This window comes from Dickeya sp. CFBP 2040 (genome assembly GCF_012273755.1).
Lineage (GTDB): Bacteria > Pseudomonadota > Gammaproteobacteria > Enterobacterales > Enterobacteriaceae > Dickeya > Dickeya poaceiphila.
On record NZ_JAAVXH010000084.1, the window covers coordinates 51,688 to 66,480 of the forward strand.

Here is a 14,793-nt window from a genome sequence, read left to right on the forward strand (position 1 = left end):
CCGCAAATGCTGTGAGTGAGCTATATTCAGCATTCAGCGCTGTAGCCCCGCACCGCCGCAGGGAGGAGACAAGGGCGCCGTCATTTGCAAATCCAGCCACTCTTTCGGCGTATAAGTATGCAACGCCAGTGCATGTACTGTCCCAGCCAGCTCATCAGCTAACACGCGATAAATCGCGCGATGACGACTGATAGCCCGTTCACCAGAAAAATGCTCGCTAACCAACACCACCTTGAAATGGCTCTCAGAACCGACCGGTACATTGTGGCGATGACTTTCATCAGTAACTTCAAGGTGTTGCGGTTCGAATTCAGCACGCAACTTAGTTTCTATCTTTTCACGAATCATAGGGTTACCTTTTCAGAGATTAGTGAAATTAATCTCAACAAAACGGTTTTTATCATGAATTGCGCACTTATCCACTTCAATTTTAGTCATTTTTTGATTATTAATGGAGAAGAACTGATCGTCAGGATACGCGGCGACGGCAGAGACGTCACTCCAGTACGACATTATCCGATTTCAGACCGCATTCACGCCAGATTCAATGGAAAAAATGAATGCAGCTCAGCAGGATACTGACTACTTTCTGCTCTTTCCCTTGTCCAAGACAATGTTATTATACTGCCCTATGTTTATCAGCCAACCACCGTTTTATGACGAGAAGACACACATGTTAAAAAAATTTATTTTCCCGTTGTTCGCCGCACTCGTGCTGGCGGGATGCGCCAGTAAAAGCAACACGCTGGATGTCACGCCAAAAATAACACTGCCCTCGCAGGACCCAACCTTAATGGGCGTGACCATTAGCATCAATGGCGTCGACCAGCGTGCCGACCAGTCACTGGCACGAGTCAACCGAGATGGTCAACTGGTTACCCTGACACCATCGCGCGATCTGCGATTCCTGCTGCAAGAGGTGCTGGAGAAACAGATGTCAGCCAGAGGTTATATGATTGGCACTGGTGGTCCAGTCGCACTGCAGGTGGTGGTTAACACGCTGTATGCCGATGTCGCCGAAGGCAATTTGCGCTACAACATTACCACCAAAGCGGATATCTCCATCATCGCACAGGCAGCCAACGGCAATAAGCAAATCAAAAACTACCGCGCCAGCTATAATGTACAAGGCGCACTTACCGCCACCAACAGCAAGATTACCGAGTCGGTTAATCAGGTGCTGAGTGATGTTATCAATGATATGGCCCAGGACACCAGCATCAGCACATTCATCAAAACTAACTCTCGCTAACGGTATATTCTGCCGTACCTCCCTTGCCCTCCACAGGGCAAGGGAACAAGGACCTCATATGCTCAGCCGCTTTTTTTCGCCTTTCCGTGAACGCAACCGAGCCATTCTTCTGATTCTGGGTTTTGCCTCAGGCTTACCGCTGGCACTGACCTCCGGTACGTTGCAGGCATGGATGACCGTGGAAAATGTGGATCTAAAAACCATCGGATTCTTTTCTCTGGTAGGGCAGGCTTATGTTTTCAAATTTCTGTGGTCACCACTGATGGATCGCTACACGCCGCCATTTATGGGGCGTCGCCGCGGCTGGCTCTTAGTAACGCAATTGTTGCTGGCGGCAGCCATTGCCTTTATCGGCACGTTGGATCCATCTCAACATCTATGGTGGCTGGCGCTGTTGGCTGTCATCATTGCGTTCTGCTCTGCCTCACAAGACATTGTATTTGACGCGTACAAAACCGATTTATTGCCACCTGAAGAACGAGGCAACGGCGCCGCCATTTCTGTTCTGGGTTATCGCCTGGCCATGCTGGTTTCCGGCGGTCTGGCATTATGGGTTGCTGATCGTTTTCTCGGCTGGCACGCTACGTATTGGCTGATGGCCGGTCTTTTGTTGCTGTGCACAATAGCGACCTTGCTTTCACCAGAACCCATCGTCAGCGAGCCGGCACCGCGCACCCTTGAACAGGCGGTCATCGCACCATTGAAAGATTTTTTCAGCCGCAACAATGCCTGGCTGATTCTGATGCTGATTGTATTGTACAAGCTGGGAGATGCGTTTGCCGTCAGCCTCAGCACCACTTTTTTGATTCGGGGAGTCGGCTTCAATCCAGGTGAGGTAGGGTTAGTCAACAAGACGCTGGGGTTGTTCGCCACAATTATCGGTGCGTTGTACGGCGGAGTGTTGATGCAGCGCTGGACGCTGTTCCGGTCTCTGATTGTGTTCGGCCTGCTCCAGGCAGTATCGAATGCCGGTTACTGGTTACTGGCTATCACAGACAAACAGTTGCTCACCATGGCATCAGCGGTATTTCTGGAAAACCTATGTGGCGGCATGGGAACCACTGCCTTTGTGGCATTATTAATGACACTTTGTAACAAGTCATTTTCAGCAACCCAATTTGCTTTGTTATCCGCACTTTCAGCCGTAGGACGCGTTTATGTCGGCCCGATTGCCGGCTGGTTTGTGGAACTGTACGGATGGGCATGGTTTTACCTGTCATCTATCATCATCGCCATTCCGGGGTTGCTTGTGCTGAACATTTGCCGATCATCGCTGGAACTGGCGCAATCAGGCAGCACTTTTCTGCGCCGACATGCCTATCCGCATTTTTATATGCTGGCTTCCCGACTGTTTTTTGTCGGTTGTATTTTGTTTGCTGGCGGTCTGCTTCTTTGGGGAATGCTAGGTCTGGGCTGGCTAGAAAATACCCATATAAAAAACATGCTGATGACTGCAGGAGCGACACTTGCAACAATAGCGATTCTGCTTGGCGGTCTGCTTGACTATCTGTCTTGGCATCGCCATTAAATCCGATGGTTTAACTCAATTAAAACAGGCTATCGATAAAAAACGTAGCCTCGTCATTTATTATCACTTTATTAAATTATTTTTCTTCCCAACTCTTGATGATTCAGAAACATTTATTTTATCGCCTTTAATAATTCAGTCCAATTACGTTAATTCATGCAACGTTACAGAAACGAAGCATTAACATAAAACAAAATAGTGTTCAGAAATAGTTGTAATTCCTGAAAAGCGATACATACTTTTTTATAGACGGTTTACCCACTGTTTTTAAAAGTAATTTTAAGAAATGCATCTCAAATGTGATATGTCAGGCAAAAGCTGTAAACAACAGACTGACATCTCTTTAATGATGTTTACAGTGTGGTAACCTTCCCGTAAAATGCCCGCTCGCGTGAAATGACAATAGAGCCCTTGTAATTGAGGTCGCTAGATGAGACTCAGGAAATACAATAAAATTTTTGGGATGTTGTCTTTAATCGCCACCACACTGCTTCTCAGTGGTTGCGATATGGCATTAATAAACCCCAAAGGACAAGTCGGGTTAGAGCAACGTTCGTTGATACTGACAGCACTCGGTTTGATGTTGATCGTTGTTATCCCGGTGATCATTATGACGATTGCCTTCGCCTGGAAGTTCAGAGCCTCCAACGAAAAAGCGAAGTACACGCCAAATTGGTCGCACTCTAACAAAATCGAAGCCGTTGTCTGGACGGTTCCCATCATCATTATCCTCATCCTTGGGACAATCACTTGGAAGACCACCCATTCGCTTGATCCTTACAAGCCTTTGGACTCCAATGTCAAACCCATCAATGTTGAAGTGGTGTCTCTTGACTGGAAATGGCTGTTCATCTACCCGGATCTTGGCATTGCCACGGTTAATGAACTGGCATTCCCGACCAACGTTCCGGTCAACTTCAAGATTACGTCCGATACGGTGATGAACTCCTTCTTTATTCCACGTCTTGGTGGTCAGATTTACGCCATGGCAGGGATGCAGACGCAGTTACACTTAATCGCCAACGAACCTGGCAAGTATGACGGTATCTCCGGCGGCTACAGCGGTAAAGGGTTCTCTGGCATGAAATTCACCGCCATTGCGACCCCGAATCAGCAAGCGTTTGACCAATGGGTTGAAAATGTACGCAAGTCATCCAAGACGCTGAGTACGATGAATGACTTTAACAAACTGGCGCAACCTACCGAGTACCATCCGGTAGAGTACTACTCTCAGGTTCAACCTGAACTGTTTAGCCAGATCATTACCAAGTTCATTGGCAACAACATGAACATGCAGCACGGTGCAGAAAGCGAGCCTAAGAAAGTAGAAGGTATGCAGAACCACCAAGGCATGAACATGAGCGAGCACTCCTCTCATTAAAAGGAGCCGAGGGATAAACGATGTTCGGAAAATTAACTCTTGATGCGATCCCCTACCATGAACCGATTATCATGGTCACGGTGGCAGCAATCATTCTAGGCGGATTAGCGCTGCTGGCTGCCGTTACCTACTTTGGTAAATGGAAATGGCTATGGTCCGAATGGTTCACCTCGGTGGACCACAAGAAAATCGGTATCATGTATATCATCGTCGGTCTGGTGATGATGTTGCGTGGCTTCGCCGATGCCGTCATGATGCGTGGACAGCAGGTACTGGCTTCTGCCGGTGAGGCAGGTTTTCTTAACCCTCACCATTATGACCAGATCTTCACCGCGCATGGCGTGATTATGATCTTCTTCGTGGCGACGCCGTTTGTTGTCGGTCTGATGAACCTGGCCGTGCCATTGCAGATAGGCGCACGTGATGTGGCCTTCCCCTTCCTGAACTCACTGAGCTTCTGGCTGTTTGTTGCCGGCGTTATCCTGATCAACCTGTCGTTGGGGATTGGGGAATTCGCCCAGACCGGTTGGGTGGCCTATCCGCCGTTGTCGGGTAAGGAGTACAGTCCCGGTGTGGGGGTAGACTACTGGATATGGAGTCTCCAGATTTCCGGCGTAGGTACCACGCTGACTGGTGTTAACTTCTTCGCCACTATCATGAAAATGCGCGCGCCTGGCATGAGCCTGATGAAAATGCCGGTGTTTACCTGGACGGCGCTGTGCACCAACATACTGATTATTGCTGCGTTCCCGATTCTGACGGTGACCATTGCGTTACTGACGCTGGACCGTTACCTCGGCACCCATTTCTTTACCAATGATATGGGTGGCAACATGATGATGTACATCAACCTGATTTGGGCCTGGGGCCATCCGGAAGTGTACATTCTGGTTCTGCCGGTCTTCGGTATTTACTCCGAAGTGGTGGCGACCTTCTGTAAGAAACGTCTGTTTGGTTATACCTCGCTGGTATGGGCAACTATCGCCATTACCGTTTTGTCGTTCATCGTCTGGCTGCACCACTTCTTCACTATGGGATCAGGAGCCAACGTCAACGCTTTCTTCGGTATAGCGACGATGATTATTTCAATCCCGACCGGGGTTAAAATCTTCAACTGGCTGTTCACCATGTATCAGGGGCGCATTCAACCGCACTCCGCCATGCTGTGGACGACAGGCTTCATCATTACCTTCTCCATCGGTGGTATGACTGGGGTACTGCTGGCTGTGCCGGGCGCCAACTTTGTGCTGCATAACAGTTTGTTCCTAATCGCCCACTTCCATAACGTCATCATCGGCGGCGTAGTATTTGGCTGCTTTGCCGGTATCACTTACTGGTTCCCGAAAGCGTTTGGCTTCAAGTTGAATGAAACCTGGGGTAAGCGTGCCTTCTGGTGCTGGCTCATTGGTTTCTTCGTTGCCTTTATGCCGCTGTATGCACTGGGCTTCATGGGAATGACCCGCCGTCTGAGCCAACAGATCAACCCGGAATTCCATCCACTGTTAGTCGTGGCCTCTATTGGTGCTGGCCTGATTGCACTGGGAGTGGTATGCCAGGTTATCCAGTTTGCCGTCAGTATCCGCGACCGTAACCAGAACCGCGATCTGACCGGCGATCCGTGGGATGCCCGTACTCTTGAATGGGCAACCTCCTCGCCGCCGCCGTTCTACAACTTTGCTATCGTACCACATGTTCAGGAACGTGATGCATTCTGGGAAACCAAGGAAAAAGGCGAAGCCTATCGCAAACCGGCAAAATATGAAGAAATTCATATGCCGAAAAATACCGGTGCCGGTGTGATCATCTCAGCGTTCAGCCTGGTGTTTGGCTTCGCTATGATCTGGTACATCTGGTGGCTGGCGATTATCGGTTTTGTGGGCATGATTGCGACCTGGATCGTCCACAGCTTTAATCAGGACGTGGATTACTACGTGCCGGTTAACGAGGTCGAACACATCGAACATCAAAACTTCGATAAACTCAGCAAGGCAGGCGTGAAAAATGTCCACTGATACGTTAACTCATCACAATGCAGCCCATGCAGAGCATGGGCATCACGACACCGGTGCTAATAAAGTCTTCGGTTTCTGGATTTACCTGATGAGCGACTGCATCCTGTTCGGGATGTTGTTCGCGACCTACTCCGTTCTGGTGAGCGGCACGGCTGGTGGCCCGACTGGCAAGGAACTTTTCGATCTGAAGTTCGTGCTGGTAGAAACTTTCGCCCTGCTGTTCAGTAGTATTACTTACGGTATGGCGATGATTGCCATGAACAAAGGTAACAAGAGCCAGGTTAACGCCTGGCTGGGTCTTACCTTCCTGTTCGGACTGGTGTTTATCGGGATGGAAGTCTATGAATTCCATCACCTGATCGTAGAAGGTGCAGGCCCTGACCGCAGTGCATTCCTGTCTTCCTTCTTTGCGCTGGTTGGTACTCACGGTATCCACGTGACTTCAGGCCTTATCTGGATCGCCATCATGATGATTCAGGTAACAAAATACGGCCTGACTAGTACCAACAAAACCCGTCTGATGTGTCTGAGCTTGTTCTGGCACTTCCTTGATGTGGTATGGATTTGTGTCTTCACTGTAGTTTATCTGATGGGGGTGATGTAATGAGTCATTCCACACACGATCATGCAGGCGCCAGCCACGGTAGCGTGAAGTCCTATCTGATTGGTTTCGTCCTGTCCATCATACTGACCGTCATTCCATTCGGTCTGGTGATGAACGGTTCGGCGTCCCATAATGTCATTCTGTTAACCGTGTTGGGCTGCGCTGTTGTCCAGATTCTGGTTCATCTGGTGTACTTCCTGCACCTCAACACCTCATCAGAAGAGCGCTGGAATCTGGTAGCCATTGTGTTTACCGCCCTGATTATCGCAATTGTGGTGGTGGGATCCCTATGGATCATGATGAACGCGCACCACAATATGATGATTCAGTAACCGAGCCTTTTACATGATGATTAAGCAATACCTGCAGGTCACCAAACCCGGCATCATTTTTGGCAACCTGATTTCCGTTATCGGTGGATTTTTACTGGCAGCCAAAGGCGCCATTAACTATCCACTGTTTGCCGCGACCCTTATCGGAGTGTCGCTGGTCGTTGCATCGGGTTGCGTCTTTAACAACGTTATTGATCGCGACATCGACAAAAAAATGGAGAGGACCAAGAATCGGGTTCTGGTTAAAGGGCTGATTCCGCTGAAAAATACGCTGATTTACGCGTCGTTGTTGGGTATTGCTGGCTTTGCGTTATTGTATCTCGCGGCAAACCCGCTGGCCATGTGGCTGGCGGTGATGGGATTTGTGGTATACGTCGGCGTTTACAGCCTGTACATGAAACGCCATTCGGTCTATGGCACCTTGATTGGCAGCCTGTCTGGCGCGGCACCGCCGGTTATCGGCTACTGTGCTGTGAGTAATCAGTTTGACGCTGGTGCGCTGATCCTGTTGCTGATTTTCAGCCTGTGGCAAATGCCGCACTCCTACGCTATCGCGATTTTCCGCTTTAAGGATTATCAGGCCGCCAATATTCCAGTGTTGCCGGTCGTGAAAGGCATTTCTGTGGCGAAACATCATATTACGCTGTATATACTGGCGTTTATGATCGCCACTCTGATGCTGTCTCTGGGTGGTTACGCTGGGTACAAATACCTGGTGGTAGCGGCGGCAGTCAGCGTGTGGTGGCTCGGCATGGCTTTGTCCGGTTACAAACGCCCAAATGATGACCGCGTATGGGCAAAAAAACTGTTCTTATTTTCCATTGTCGCCATAACCTCTCTGAGTGTAATGATGTCGATAGACTCAATGGCACCGGTACAGGACACCCTGCTGACTTACCTGCACTGATCTCATCAATGTATACGACCAGACAGACGGGCTTGCTCGTCTGTTTTTTTATTCCCTCCCCTGCTTACCAAATTAAATACAAAAACAAACCTATCGTTTACGCCTTTTGGCGCGGGCACTAAAATAGCGCTAACGAAATATCAGAGGTAGCAATGAGCGATAATCACATGACCCCTGTTGAACAGAAGGCGACATGGGGACTGGGTCTGGTTTTTTCACTTCGTATGCTGGGCATGTTCATGGTGCTCCCGGTGTTAACTACCTATGGAATGGCTCTGCAAGGTGCCAGCGAATCACTGATTGGCGTTGCCATAGGAATTTATGGCTTGATGCAGGCTATCTTCCAAATCCCATTCGGACTTATGTCTGACCGTATCGGACGCAAGCCACTCATTGTTGGTGGGCTACTGATATTTGTGTTGGGTAGTGTCATCGCTGCACTCAGCCATTCCATTTGGGGGATTATTCTGGGTCGTGCTTTGCAGGGTTCCGGGGCGATTTCTGCTGCGGTCATGGCGCTGCTGTCAGACTTAACACGTGAACAAAACCGCACCAAAGCCATGGCATTTATCGGCGTCAGCTTCGGCATTACGTTTGCTATCGCCATGGTAGTCGGCCCGATTGTTACCCATGCGTTAGGGCTGAATGCGCTGTTTTGGGGAATTGCGCTGCTGGCGCTGCTGGCTATCGTCATCACGCTGGCAGTCATTCCCTCTGCCCCTTCCCATGTGCTCAACCGTGAATCTGCCATCGTGCGTGGCGGTGTCGCCAAAGTGCTGGCCAATTCTCGCTTGTTAAAACTCAACTTCAGCATCATGTGCCTGCACATTCTGCTGATGTCGAGCTTTGTCGCCTTACCGAGAGTCATGGAACAAGCAGGTCTGGCACCGCAGGACCACTGGAAAGTCTATCTGACAACGATGCTGATATCGTTCGCTGCCGTGGTGCCATTCGTCATCTACGCAGAAGTTAAACGCCGCATGAAGCAGGTGTTCATTGTCTGCGTGATGATAATCACTGCCGCAGAGCTGGTTTTGCTGCAAGCAGGCAACCACGCGCTGTGGCAATTCTTTATCGGCATTCAGCTGTTCTTTCTGGGCTTCAATGTCATGGAAGCATTGTTGCCATCCCTTATCAGCAAAGAGTCACCAGCAGGTTACAAAGGTACCGCGATGGGCGTTTACTCCACTACACAATTTATTGGCGTGGCGATTGGTGGCAGTCTCGGCGGCGCGCTGTATGACCTGCACGGTGCCTCACTGGTATTTAGCACGGGTGCGCTGCTGGGGGTAGTATGGCTGTTGGTCAGTTTCACCATGCAAGAACCGCCTTATCTAAGCAGTCTGCGTATTACCTTGCCAAATGAAGCACTGCGGGATAGTCAGCTGTCCGATAAACTACAGCAACATCCTGGGGTAGCAGATGTGGTTATAATACCAGATGAATTCAGCGCCTATGTGAAAATTGATCGCAACAAGACCAGCAGACAGCAACTGGAGAAGTTAATCAGCCAGACAGCGGGTTAACAATCCGGAAAGCATGGCTGCTATCACACATCACCGCCTGCACTCAAAACCAACCGCAGGTCACCCCGTAAATTGAAATGTATAAGGCACCTGTCGGTGCCTTATACTATGTAGCTGACGATTGTCGTATCTATAGTCAGTTCAATCTCGAAAGTTATTAAACTGAAAGGGTTGACCCAGCTCAGCACCACGCACCAGCGCAATTACGCCTTGCAGATCGTCGCGGGATTTCCCGGTAACGCGTACCTGCTCACCCTGAATCTGAGCCTGAACCTTGAGCTTGTTGTCTTTAATCAGTTTAACGATTTTCTTCGCCAACATAGCTTCGATACCCTGCTTCAGCTTCGCTTCCACACTATAAGTCTTGCCGCTGTGCTCCATGTCTTCAGGGATTTCCAGTGAACCGCCTTCAATTCCACGTTTTGCCAGTTTTTCTCTCAGAATTTCAATTAACTGCTTAACCTGAAAATCCGATTCGCTGGTCGCTTTGATAGTCTGTGCTTTTTCATTCAGCTCAAAGCTGGCAGGCACATTACGAAAATCCCAGCGGGTGCCCAGTTCACGAGTAGCGTTTTCCACCGCGTTGCGAACTTCCTGCATGTCGATTTCCGAAACAATATCGAAAGATGGCATAATTTTTTCTCCTGACAATAGCCGCCGAGCATAATAACCGCTCACGCCAAATAAGCAAAATTCACCCGGCTTACCGCCTCCCAGCAATAAGCGACAGGCAGACGACAGCGGAATACTTTATGATACGCCGGATAAACACAAAATGGCCTCGACAAAGGAAATCGCGGATGAAAATTACGGTTCTTGGCTGTGGCGCCATCGGCCAACTCTGGCTCAATGCGTTACATCGGCAAGGGCACGATGTACAAGGCTGGCTACGTATCCCTCAGGTATCATGCCAGATTAACGTTACGATGCTCTCCGGTGAGCGTTGTAACCTTAATCTGACAGCCAACAATACCGAACATCTGACACAAAGTGAGTTGTTGTTGGTTACCCTGAAGGCCTGGCAGGTGTCTGATGCAATTTCCACTCTGCTACCTCGGTTGCGCTCTGATTGCATCATTCTGCTGCTGCATAACGGGATGGGAACCTGGGAAGAATTACCGGCAATCAGCCAGCCGCTGTTATTGGGCGTCACCACTCATGCTGCACGGCGCGACCCATCAACGGTGGTACATATCGCCGCGGGCATCACGCATATTGGTACGCTCAACCGGTCAACATACCGAGAAGAAGAACAAAACCGGTTGGCTGAAACGCTGCATCAGGCTCTGCCCGATGTCGCCTGGCATAATCACATTAACGCCACCTGCTGGTTAAAACTGGCCGCCAATTGCGTTATCAATCCGCTGAGCGTGTTGCACCAATGCACCAACGGCGAATTACAGTCTTATCCGGAACAGATTGAAGTGCTTTGTCAGGAAGTCGCGCGTGTCATGGACCGTGAAGGTTTTCATACCTCAACGGAAAACTTGCTGCTCTATGTGAATCAAATCATCCAGAACACCGCCGCCAACACGTCGTCAATGCGTCAGGATGTGCTGGCGCAGCGCCATACGGAAATCGACTACATCACCGGTTACCTGCTGCGCCGCGCTCGTGCCCACGGGCTATCCTTGCCGGAAAACAGCCGCCTGTTCGACTATATCAAACGAAAGGAGAATGAATATGACCGCCTCGGTTCTGGTCTGTCTGGCACCTGGTAGTGAAGAAATCGAAGCCGTGACCTCCATCGATTTGCTGGTCAGAGCGGGGATTCGAGTAACCACAGCCAGCGTAGCCGGTGACGGCAACACGGAGATCACCTGCTCACGCGGTGTGAAATTGATTGCCGATGCGCCGTTGGTAGCTGTCGCCGATCATGATTTTGATGCGGTAGTACTGCCCGGCGGCCTGCAAGGCGCAGCGTGTTTCCGAGACAGTCCGTTGCTGATTGAACGCCTGCGCCAAACCCATCAGGAAGGCAAAATCGTCGCGGCTATCTGCGCCTCACCAGCCGTGGTGCTGGAGCATCATCAGCTGTTTCCTGTCGGTAACATGACCGGTTACCCGACGCTAAAAGAACAGATTTCACCGGAAAAATGGCTGGAAAAGCGTGTAGTATTCGACCCACGCGTCAATCTGCTGACCAGTCAAGGACCAGGGACCAGCATCGACTTCGCGCTGAAGCTAATCGATCTGCTGCTGGGCAAGAGCAAAGCCGCAGAAATAGCGGCCCAATTGATCCTACCACCGGGGATCTACAACTATCAGGACCCTGCCTGATTTAGCCACACAAAAACAAAAAGCGCCGGATGATGGCGCTTTTTGCTGACAACTTATTCAGGAAACCACCTCAAGGGCGATATACCTTAACGTTATTGAACCCTTGCTCACGCAGGTACAGCGCCTGCAAGCGGCTCATCACCCCACGCTCGCAATATAGCAGGTAGGTTTTGCTCTGATCCAAATCGCCAAACTGTGTGCCCAGTTTGTAAAACGGCAGCGATTTCACTTCTACCTGCTCCAGCGCTAACGGGTGCTCATCCTGCTCATCCGGTGAACGAATATCCAGCAGAATATCGCTCGCGGCAAAGGCATCAACCGTTTCCACTTCGGTTACGCTCTGCTGGGTTTGCTCAGCAATCTCACGGATATCGATGTTGCGCGCTTGCGACACGACGCTGTCGAGAATCGAGAAATCAAACAGGCTTTCTTCGTGCTCGATTTTGGCCTTCACCGCCTTCACTGTCGGACTTTTGGAGATCACGCCGCAATACTCAGGCATGGTCTTAGCAAAATCTTCCGTGCCCAGTTCCCGCGCCAGACGAATAATGTGTTCTTTATCGTGAGAAATCAGCGGACGCAGGATCAGTGTGTCTGAGGCGTTATCAATCAGCCGCAGGTTGGTCAGCGTCTGACTGGACACCTGACCCAACGCCTCGCCGGTCACCAGCGCTTCGACGCCATAACGCTCGGCAATCCGCGACGCGGCCCGCACCATCATGCGTTTGAGCACCACTCCCATCTGGCCGTCGTCTACCTTTTCCAGAATTTCACCGACCACCGGTTCGAAATCAATAGCGACAAAACGTACCCGGTGTGAACTGCCAAAACGGTTCCACAGGTAATGCGCTACCTGACGTACACCGATTTCGTGCGCGGCACCGCCAAGATTAAAGAAACAGTAGTGCACCCGGCAACCGCGACGCATCAGCATGTAGCTGGAAACGCCGGAGTCGAATCCGCCGGAAATCAGCGACAGCACATCCTCTTGGGTACCGATAGGGAAACCGCCAATACCTTCGTAGCGGCCCTTAATCAACAGCAGGCGATCCTGATCAATCTCCAGATGCACCGTGATTTGCGGAGCCGTCAGGTTAACCCGTGCGCTTTCGATATGCTGATTCAGACCGCCGCCGACGTAGCGCTCCACATCCTGAGAGCTGAAATCGTGCTTGCCGCGACGTTTTACCCGCACACAGAATGTCTTTCCTTCCAGTTGCTCGCGGTAGGTGTTCAGCGTTTGTTCAAAAATATGGTGGATATCGGTATAGACACAATCTTCCACCTCAAGGATATGATGAATGCCCGGAATTCGCGTCAACGCATCGCGTATCACAGCGCGCTGACTTTCCTCTTTGGCGCGAACCTCGATATGATCCCAGTGACGGACAACCGCCAGCGTTTCATCATACTGTTTTAAAACGTTACGAATATTTCCGGTAAGAATCTTTATAAAGCGCAACCGCACAGATTGGCTTTTGATGGTGATTTCCGGGAACAATTTAATGATAAACTTCATGGCGGCTATCGTTAGTTAATTCTGAAGGCGTGAAACACGGGTACGTGGACAAAATACGAGTACCCTGAGTGCTAAAATTACGTTATTGGTAAAACTATTCCGACGCAGGTGGCCTTACCAATAGCATCCAGGGCGCGGAGTATACCACCATATTGCGGTAAGCTGCGCGGATTAAGCGCATAATTGCGCACCATAAAGGGCGCTTGCCGTGACAATCCGGTAGCGTTGGCGCTGACAGACGCGTATAAACAGAATCTGGAAACGAATATGCCGAAAAAAACTGAACAACCCACCAGCTTTGAAAACTCACTTGCTGAACTGGAACAGATTGTCTCGCGTCTGGAATCGGGTGAGCTTCCGCTGGAAGAGGCGTTGAACGCCTTTGAGCAGGGCGTCCAGCTTGCACGTCAGGGACAAGTAAAACTACAGCAGGCCGAACAGCGTGTTCAGATTCTGCTGAATGATGATCCTGATACTGCGTTGACACCTTTTACGCCGGATAATGAGCCGTTATGACAGATTTTCTCAAGCAGCTTGCAGTTCACCATCAGCGCATCGACGCCGCACTCAACCATTTTATTTCCACCTTGCCTTTTCAGAGTAGTCCACTGGTGGAAGCGATGGCGTATGGCGCACTGTTGGGAGGCAAACGACTGCGTCCTTTTCTGGTTTATGCTACTGGTCAGCTATTTGCCGTATCACAGGATAGCCTTGATGCACCAGCAGCAGCGGTTGAATGCATTCATGCCTACTCACTGATTCACGATGATTTACCGGCCATGGACGATGATGATCTACGGCGCGGCCAACCCACCTGCCATGTCAGATTTGGTGAAGATAAAGCGATTCTGGCTGGCGATGCCTTGCAAACGCTGGCGTTTTCCATTCTGGCGGATGCGCCAATGCCGCAAGTCAGTGAGCGTGATCGGTTAGCGATGATTTCCGAACTGGCCAGTGCCAGCGGTGTGGCCGGCATGTGCGGCGGTCAGGCGCTGGATCTGGAAGCGGAAGGTCATCGGGTTGATATACAGGGGCTGGAACGCATTCACCGCCACAAAACCGGCGCACTGATTCGTGCCTCAGTGCGGCTGGGCGCGTTGGCTGCGGGTGAACGTGGACGTTTTGCCCTGCCTTACCTTGATCGTTATGCTAACGCGATTGGTCTAGCCTTTCAGGTGCAGGACGATATTCTCGATGTAATTGGCGACAGCGCTACCACAGGTAAACGCCAGGGTGCCGACCAACAGCTCGGCAAAAGTACCTACCCAGCTTTACTGGGGCTTGAGCAAGCCAAAGTAAAAGCCAGGGAGCTGTGCAAAGAATCCCTCTCAGCACTAAATGAACTGGAAGAAACGCTGGACCACCCCGCAACGATAGCACCTCTGCGGGCGTTAGCGAATTATATCGTTGAACGCGATAAATAATTTTAATACCAATACCGCTTGATGAGTA

Annotated in this window: 15 protein-coding genes; 12 read left to right on the forward strand and 3 right to left on the reverse strand. The window is 50.4% G+C overall.

Annotated elements, in window-relative coordinates; genetic code table 11:
* Positions 1-33: 33 nt before the first annotated feature.
* A complete protein-coding gene (gene bolA, locus Dpoa2040_RS11275) occupies positions 34-348 on the reverse strand; it encodes a transcriptional regulator BolA (RefSeq protein WP_168641299.1) in 315 nt (104 codons plus the stop codon).
* 325 nt (positions 349-673) lie between these two features.
* Between bolA and Dpoa2040_RS11280 the strand changes: the two genes are divergently transcribed.
* From Dpoa2040_RS11280 to Dpoa2040_RS11315, 8 genes are all read left to right on the forward strand, one after another.
* Complete coding sequence (locus Dpoa2040_RS11280) at positions 674-1,252, forward strand: lipoprotein (protein ID WP_146411450.1); 579 nt, start codon at positions 674-676, stop codon at positions 1,250-1,252.
* A 58-nt stretch (positions 1,253-1,310) separates the two neighbouring features.
* A complete protein-coding gene (gene ampG, locus Dpoa2040_RS11285; protein WP_168641300.1) occupies positions 1,311-2,780 on the forward strand; it encodes a muropeptide MFS transporter AmpG in 1,470 nt (489 codons plus the stop codon).
* Positions 2,781-3,210: 430 nt separating this feature from the next.
* Positions 3,211-4,161 carry a cytochrome o ubiquinol oxidase subunit II gene (cyoA, locus tag Dpoa2040_RS11290; RefSeq protein WP_168641301.1) on the forward strand — a complete coding sequence of 317 codons (951 nt, stop codon included), beginning with the start codon at positions 3,211-3,213 and terminating at the stop codon, positions 4,159-4,161.
* Positions 4,162-4,181: 20 nt separating this feature from the next.
* Positions 4,182-6,173: a cytochrome o ubiquinol oxidase subunit I gene (cyoB, locus tag Dpoa2040_RS11295; RefSeq protein ID WP_168641302.1), complete on the forward strand. Its 1,992-nt coding sequence runs from the start codon at positions 4,182-4,184 to the stop codon at positions 6,171-6,173.
* The gene (locus Dpoa2040_RS11300) at positions 6,163-6,777 is read left to right on the forward strand and encodes a cytochrome o ubiquinol oxidase subunit III (RefSeq protein WP_168641303.1); all 615 of its coding nucleotides are present in this window, start codon (positions 6,163-6,165) and stop codon (positions 6,775-6,777) included. The genes cyoB and Dpoa2040_RS11300 overlap by 11 nt, the downstream gene beginning before the upstream one ends.
* On the forward strand, positions 6,777-7,109 hold the full coding sequence (locus tag Dpoa2040_RS11305; RefSeq protein ID WP_168641304.1) for a cytochrome o ubiquinol oxidase subunit IV: 333 nt from the start codon (positions 6,777-6,779) through the stop codon (positions 7,107-7,109). Before Dpoa2040_RS11300 ends, Dpoa2040_RS11305 begins: the two co-directional genes overlap by 1 nt.
* Positions 7,110-7,125: 16 nt before the next feature.
* A complete protein-coding gene (gene cyoE / locus Dpoa2040_RS11310; protein ID WP_042873834.1) occupies positions 7,126-8,016 on the forward strand; it encodes a heme o synthase in 891 nt (296 codons plus the stop codon).
* Between the two features lie 152 nt (positions 8,017-8,168).
* Complete coding sequence (locus Dpoa2040_RS11315; protein ID WP_168641305.1) at positions 8,169-9,542, forward strand: MFS transporter; 1,374 nt, start codon at positions 8,169-8,171, stop codon at positions 9,540-9,542.
* A 141-nt stretch (positions 9,543-9,683) separates the two neighbouring features.
* Here Dpoa2040_RS11315 and Dpoa2040_RS11320 read toward each other — a convergent pair whose 3' ends face one another.
* Positions 9,684-10,175, reverse strand: a complete 492-nt coding sequence (locus tag Dpoa2040_RS11320) for a YajQ family cyclic di-GMP-binding protein (protein WP_168641306.1) — start codon at positions 10,173-10,175, stop codon at positions 9,684-9,686.
* Positions 10,176-10,342: 167 nt separating this feature from the next.
* Between Dpoa2040_RS11320 and panE the strand changes: the two genes are divergently transcribed.
* Together panE and yajL are read left to right on the forward strand one after the other, a co-directional pair.
* Entirely contained in the window at positions 10,343-11,263 is a 921-nt protein-coding gene (gene panE, locus Dpoa2040_RS11325) for a 2-dehydropantoate 2-reductase (protein WP_168641307.1), read from the forward strand.
* Entirely contained in the window at positions 11,226-11,822 is a 597-nt protein-coding gene (gene yajL / locus Dpoa2040_RS11330) for a protein deglycase YajL (protein ID WP_168641308.1), read from the forward strand. The genes panE and yajL overlap by 38 nt, the downstream gene beginning before the upstream one ends.
* Before the next feature lie 70 nt (positions 11,823-11,892).
* Here the strand turns inward: yajL and thiI are convergent, their stop codons facing one another.
* A complete protein-coding gene (thiI, locus tag Dpoa2040_RS11335) occupies positions 11,893-13,341 on the reverse strand; it encodes a tRNA uracil 4-sulfurtransferase ThiI (RefSeq protein WP_168641309.1) in 1,449 nt (482 codons plus the stop codon).
* Positions 13,342-13,608: 267 nt separating this feature from the next.
* Here thiI and xseB point away from each other — a divergent pair, with 267 nt between their 5' ends.
* Complete coding sequence (gene xseB / locus Dpoa2040_RS11340) at positions 13,609-13,857, forward strand: exodeoxyribonuclease VII small subunit (protein WP_042873833.1); 249 nt, start codon at positions 13,609-13,611, stop codon at positions 13,855-13,857.
* A complete protein-coding gene (gene ispA, locus Dpoa2040_RS11345; protein WP_168641310.1) occupies positions 13,854-14,765 on the forward strand; it encodes a (2E,6E)-farnesyl diphosphate synthase in 912 nt (303 codons plus the stop codon). Before xseB ends, ispA begins: the two co-directional genes overlap by 4 nt.
* Positions 14,766-14,793 lie beyond the last annotated feature (28 nt).

Excerpts from the sequence above, each read along its gene's own strand:
- Dpoa2040_RS11320 (WP_168641306.1), bottom strand. The coding sequence starts at position 10,175 with ATGCCATCTTTCGATATTGTTTCGGAAATCGACATGCAGGAAGTTCGC.
- cyoB (WP_168641302.1), top strand. The coding sequence starts at position 4,182 with ATGTTCGGAAAATTAACTCTTGATGCGATCCCCTACCATGAACCGATT.
- Dpoa2040_RS11300 (WP_168641303.1), top strand. The coding sequence starts at position 6,163 with ATGTCCACTGATACGTTAACTCATCACAATGCAGCCCATGCAGAGCAT.
- ispA (WP_168641310.1), top strand. The coding sequence starts at position 13,854 with ATGACAGATTTTCTCAAGCAGCTTGCAGTTCACCATCAGCGCATCGAC.
- ampG (WP_168641300.1), top strand. The coding sequence starts at position 1,311 with ATGCTCAGCCGCTTTTTTTCGCCTTTCCGTGAACGCAACCGAGCCATT.
- thiI (WP_168641309.1), bottom strand. The coding sequence starts at position 13,341 with ATGAAGTTTATCATTAAATTGTTCCCGGAAATCACCATCAAAAGCCAA.
- Dpoa2040_RS11315 (WP_168641305.1), top strand. The coding sequence starts at position 8,169 with ATGAGCGATAATCACATGACCCCTGTTGAACAGAAGGCGACATGGGGA.
- yajL (WP_168641308.1), top strand. The coding sequence starts at position 11,226 with ATGACCGCCTCGGTTCTGGTCTGTCTGGCACCTGGTAGTGAAGAAATC.
- Dpoa2040_RS11305 (WP_168641304.1), top strand. The coding sequence starts at position 6,777 with ATGAGTCATTCCACACACGATCATGCAGGCGCCAGCCACGGTAGCGTG.
- bolA (WP_168641299.1), bottom strand. The coding sequence starts at position 348 with ATGATTCGTGAAAAGATAGAAACTAAGTTGCGTGCTGAATTCGAACCG.
- cyoA (WP_168641301.1), top strand. The coding sequence starts at position 3,211 with ATGAGACTCAGGAAATACAATAAAATTTTTGGGATGTTGTCTTTAATC.
- cyoE (WP_042873834.1), top strand. The coding sequence starts at position 7,126 with ATGATTAAGCAATACCTGCAGGTCACCAAACCCGGCATCATTTTTGGC.
- panE (WP_168641307.1), top strand. The coding sequence starts at position 10,343 with ATGAAAATTACGGTTCTTGGCTGTGGCGCCATCGGCCAACTCTGGCTC.
- xseB (WP_042873833.1), top strand. The coding sequence starts at position 13,609 with ATGCCGAAAAAAACTGAACAACCCACCAGCTTTGAAAACTCACTTGCT.
- Dpoa2040_RS11280 (WP_146411450.1), top strand. The coding sequence starts at position 674 with ATGTTAAAAAAATTTATTTTCCCGTTGTTCGCCGCACTCGTGCTGGCG.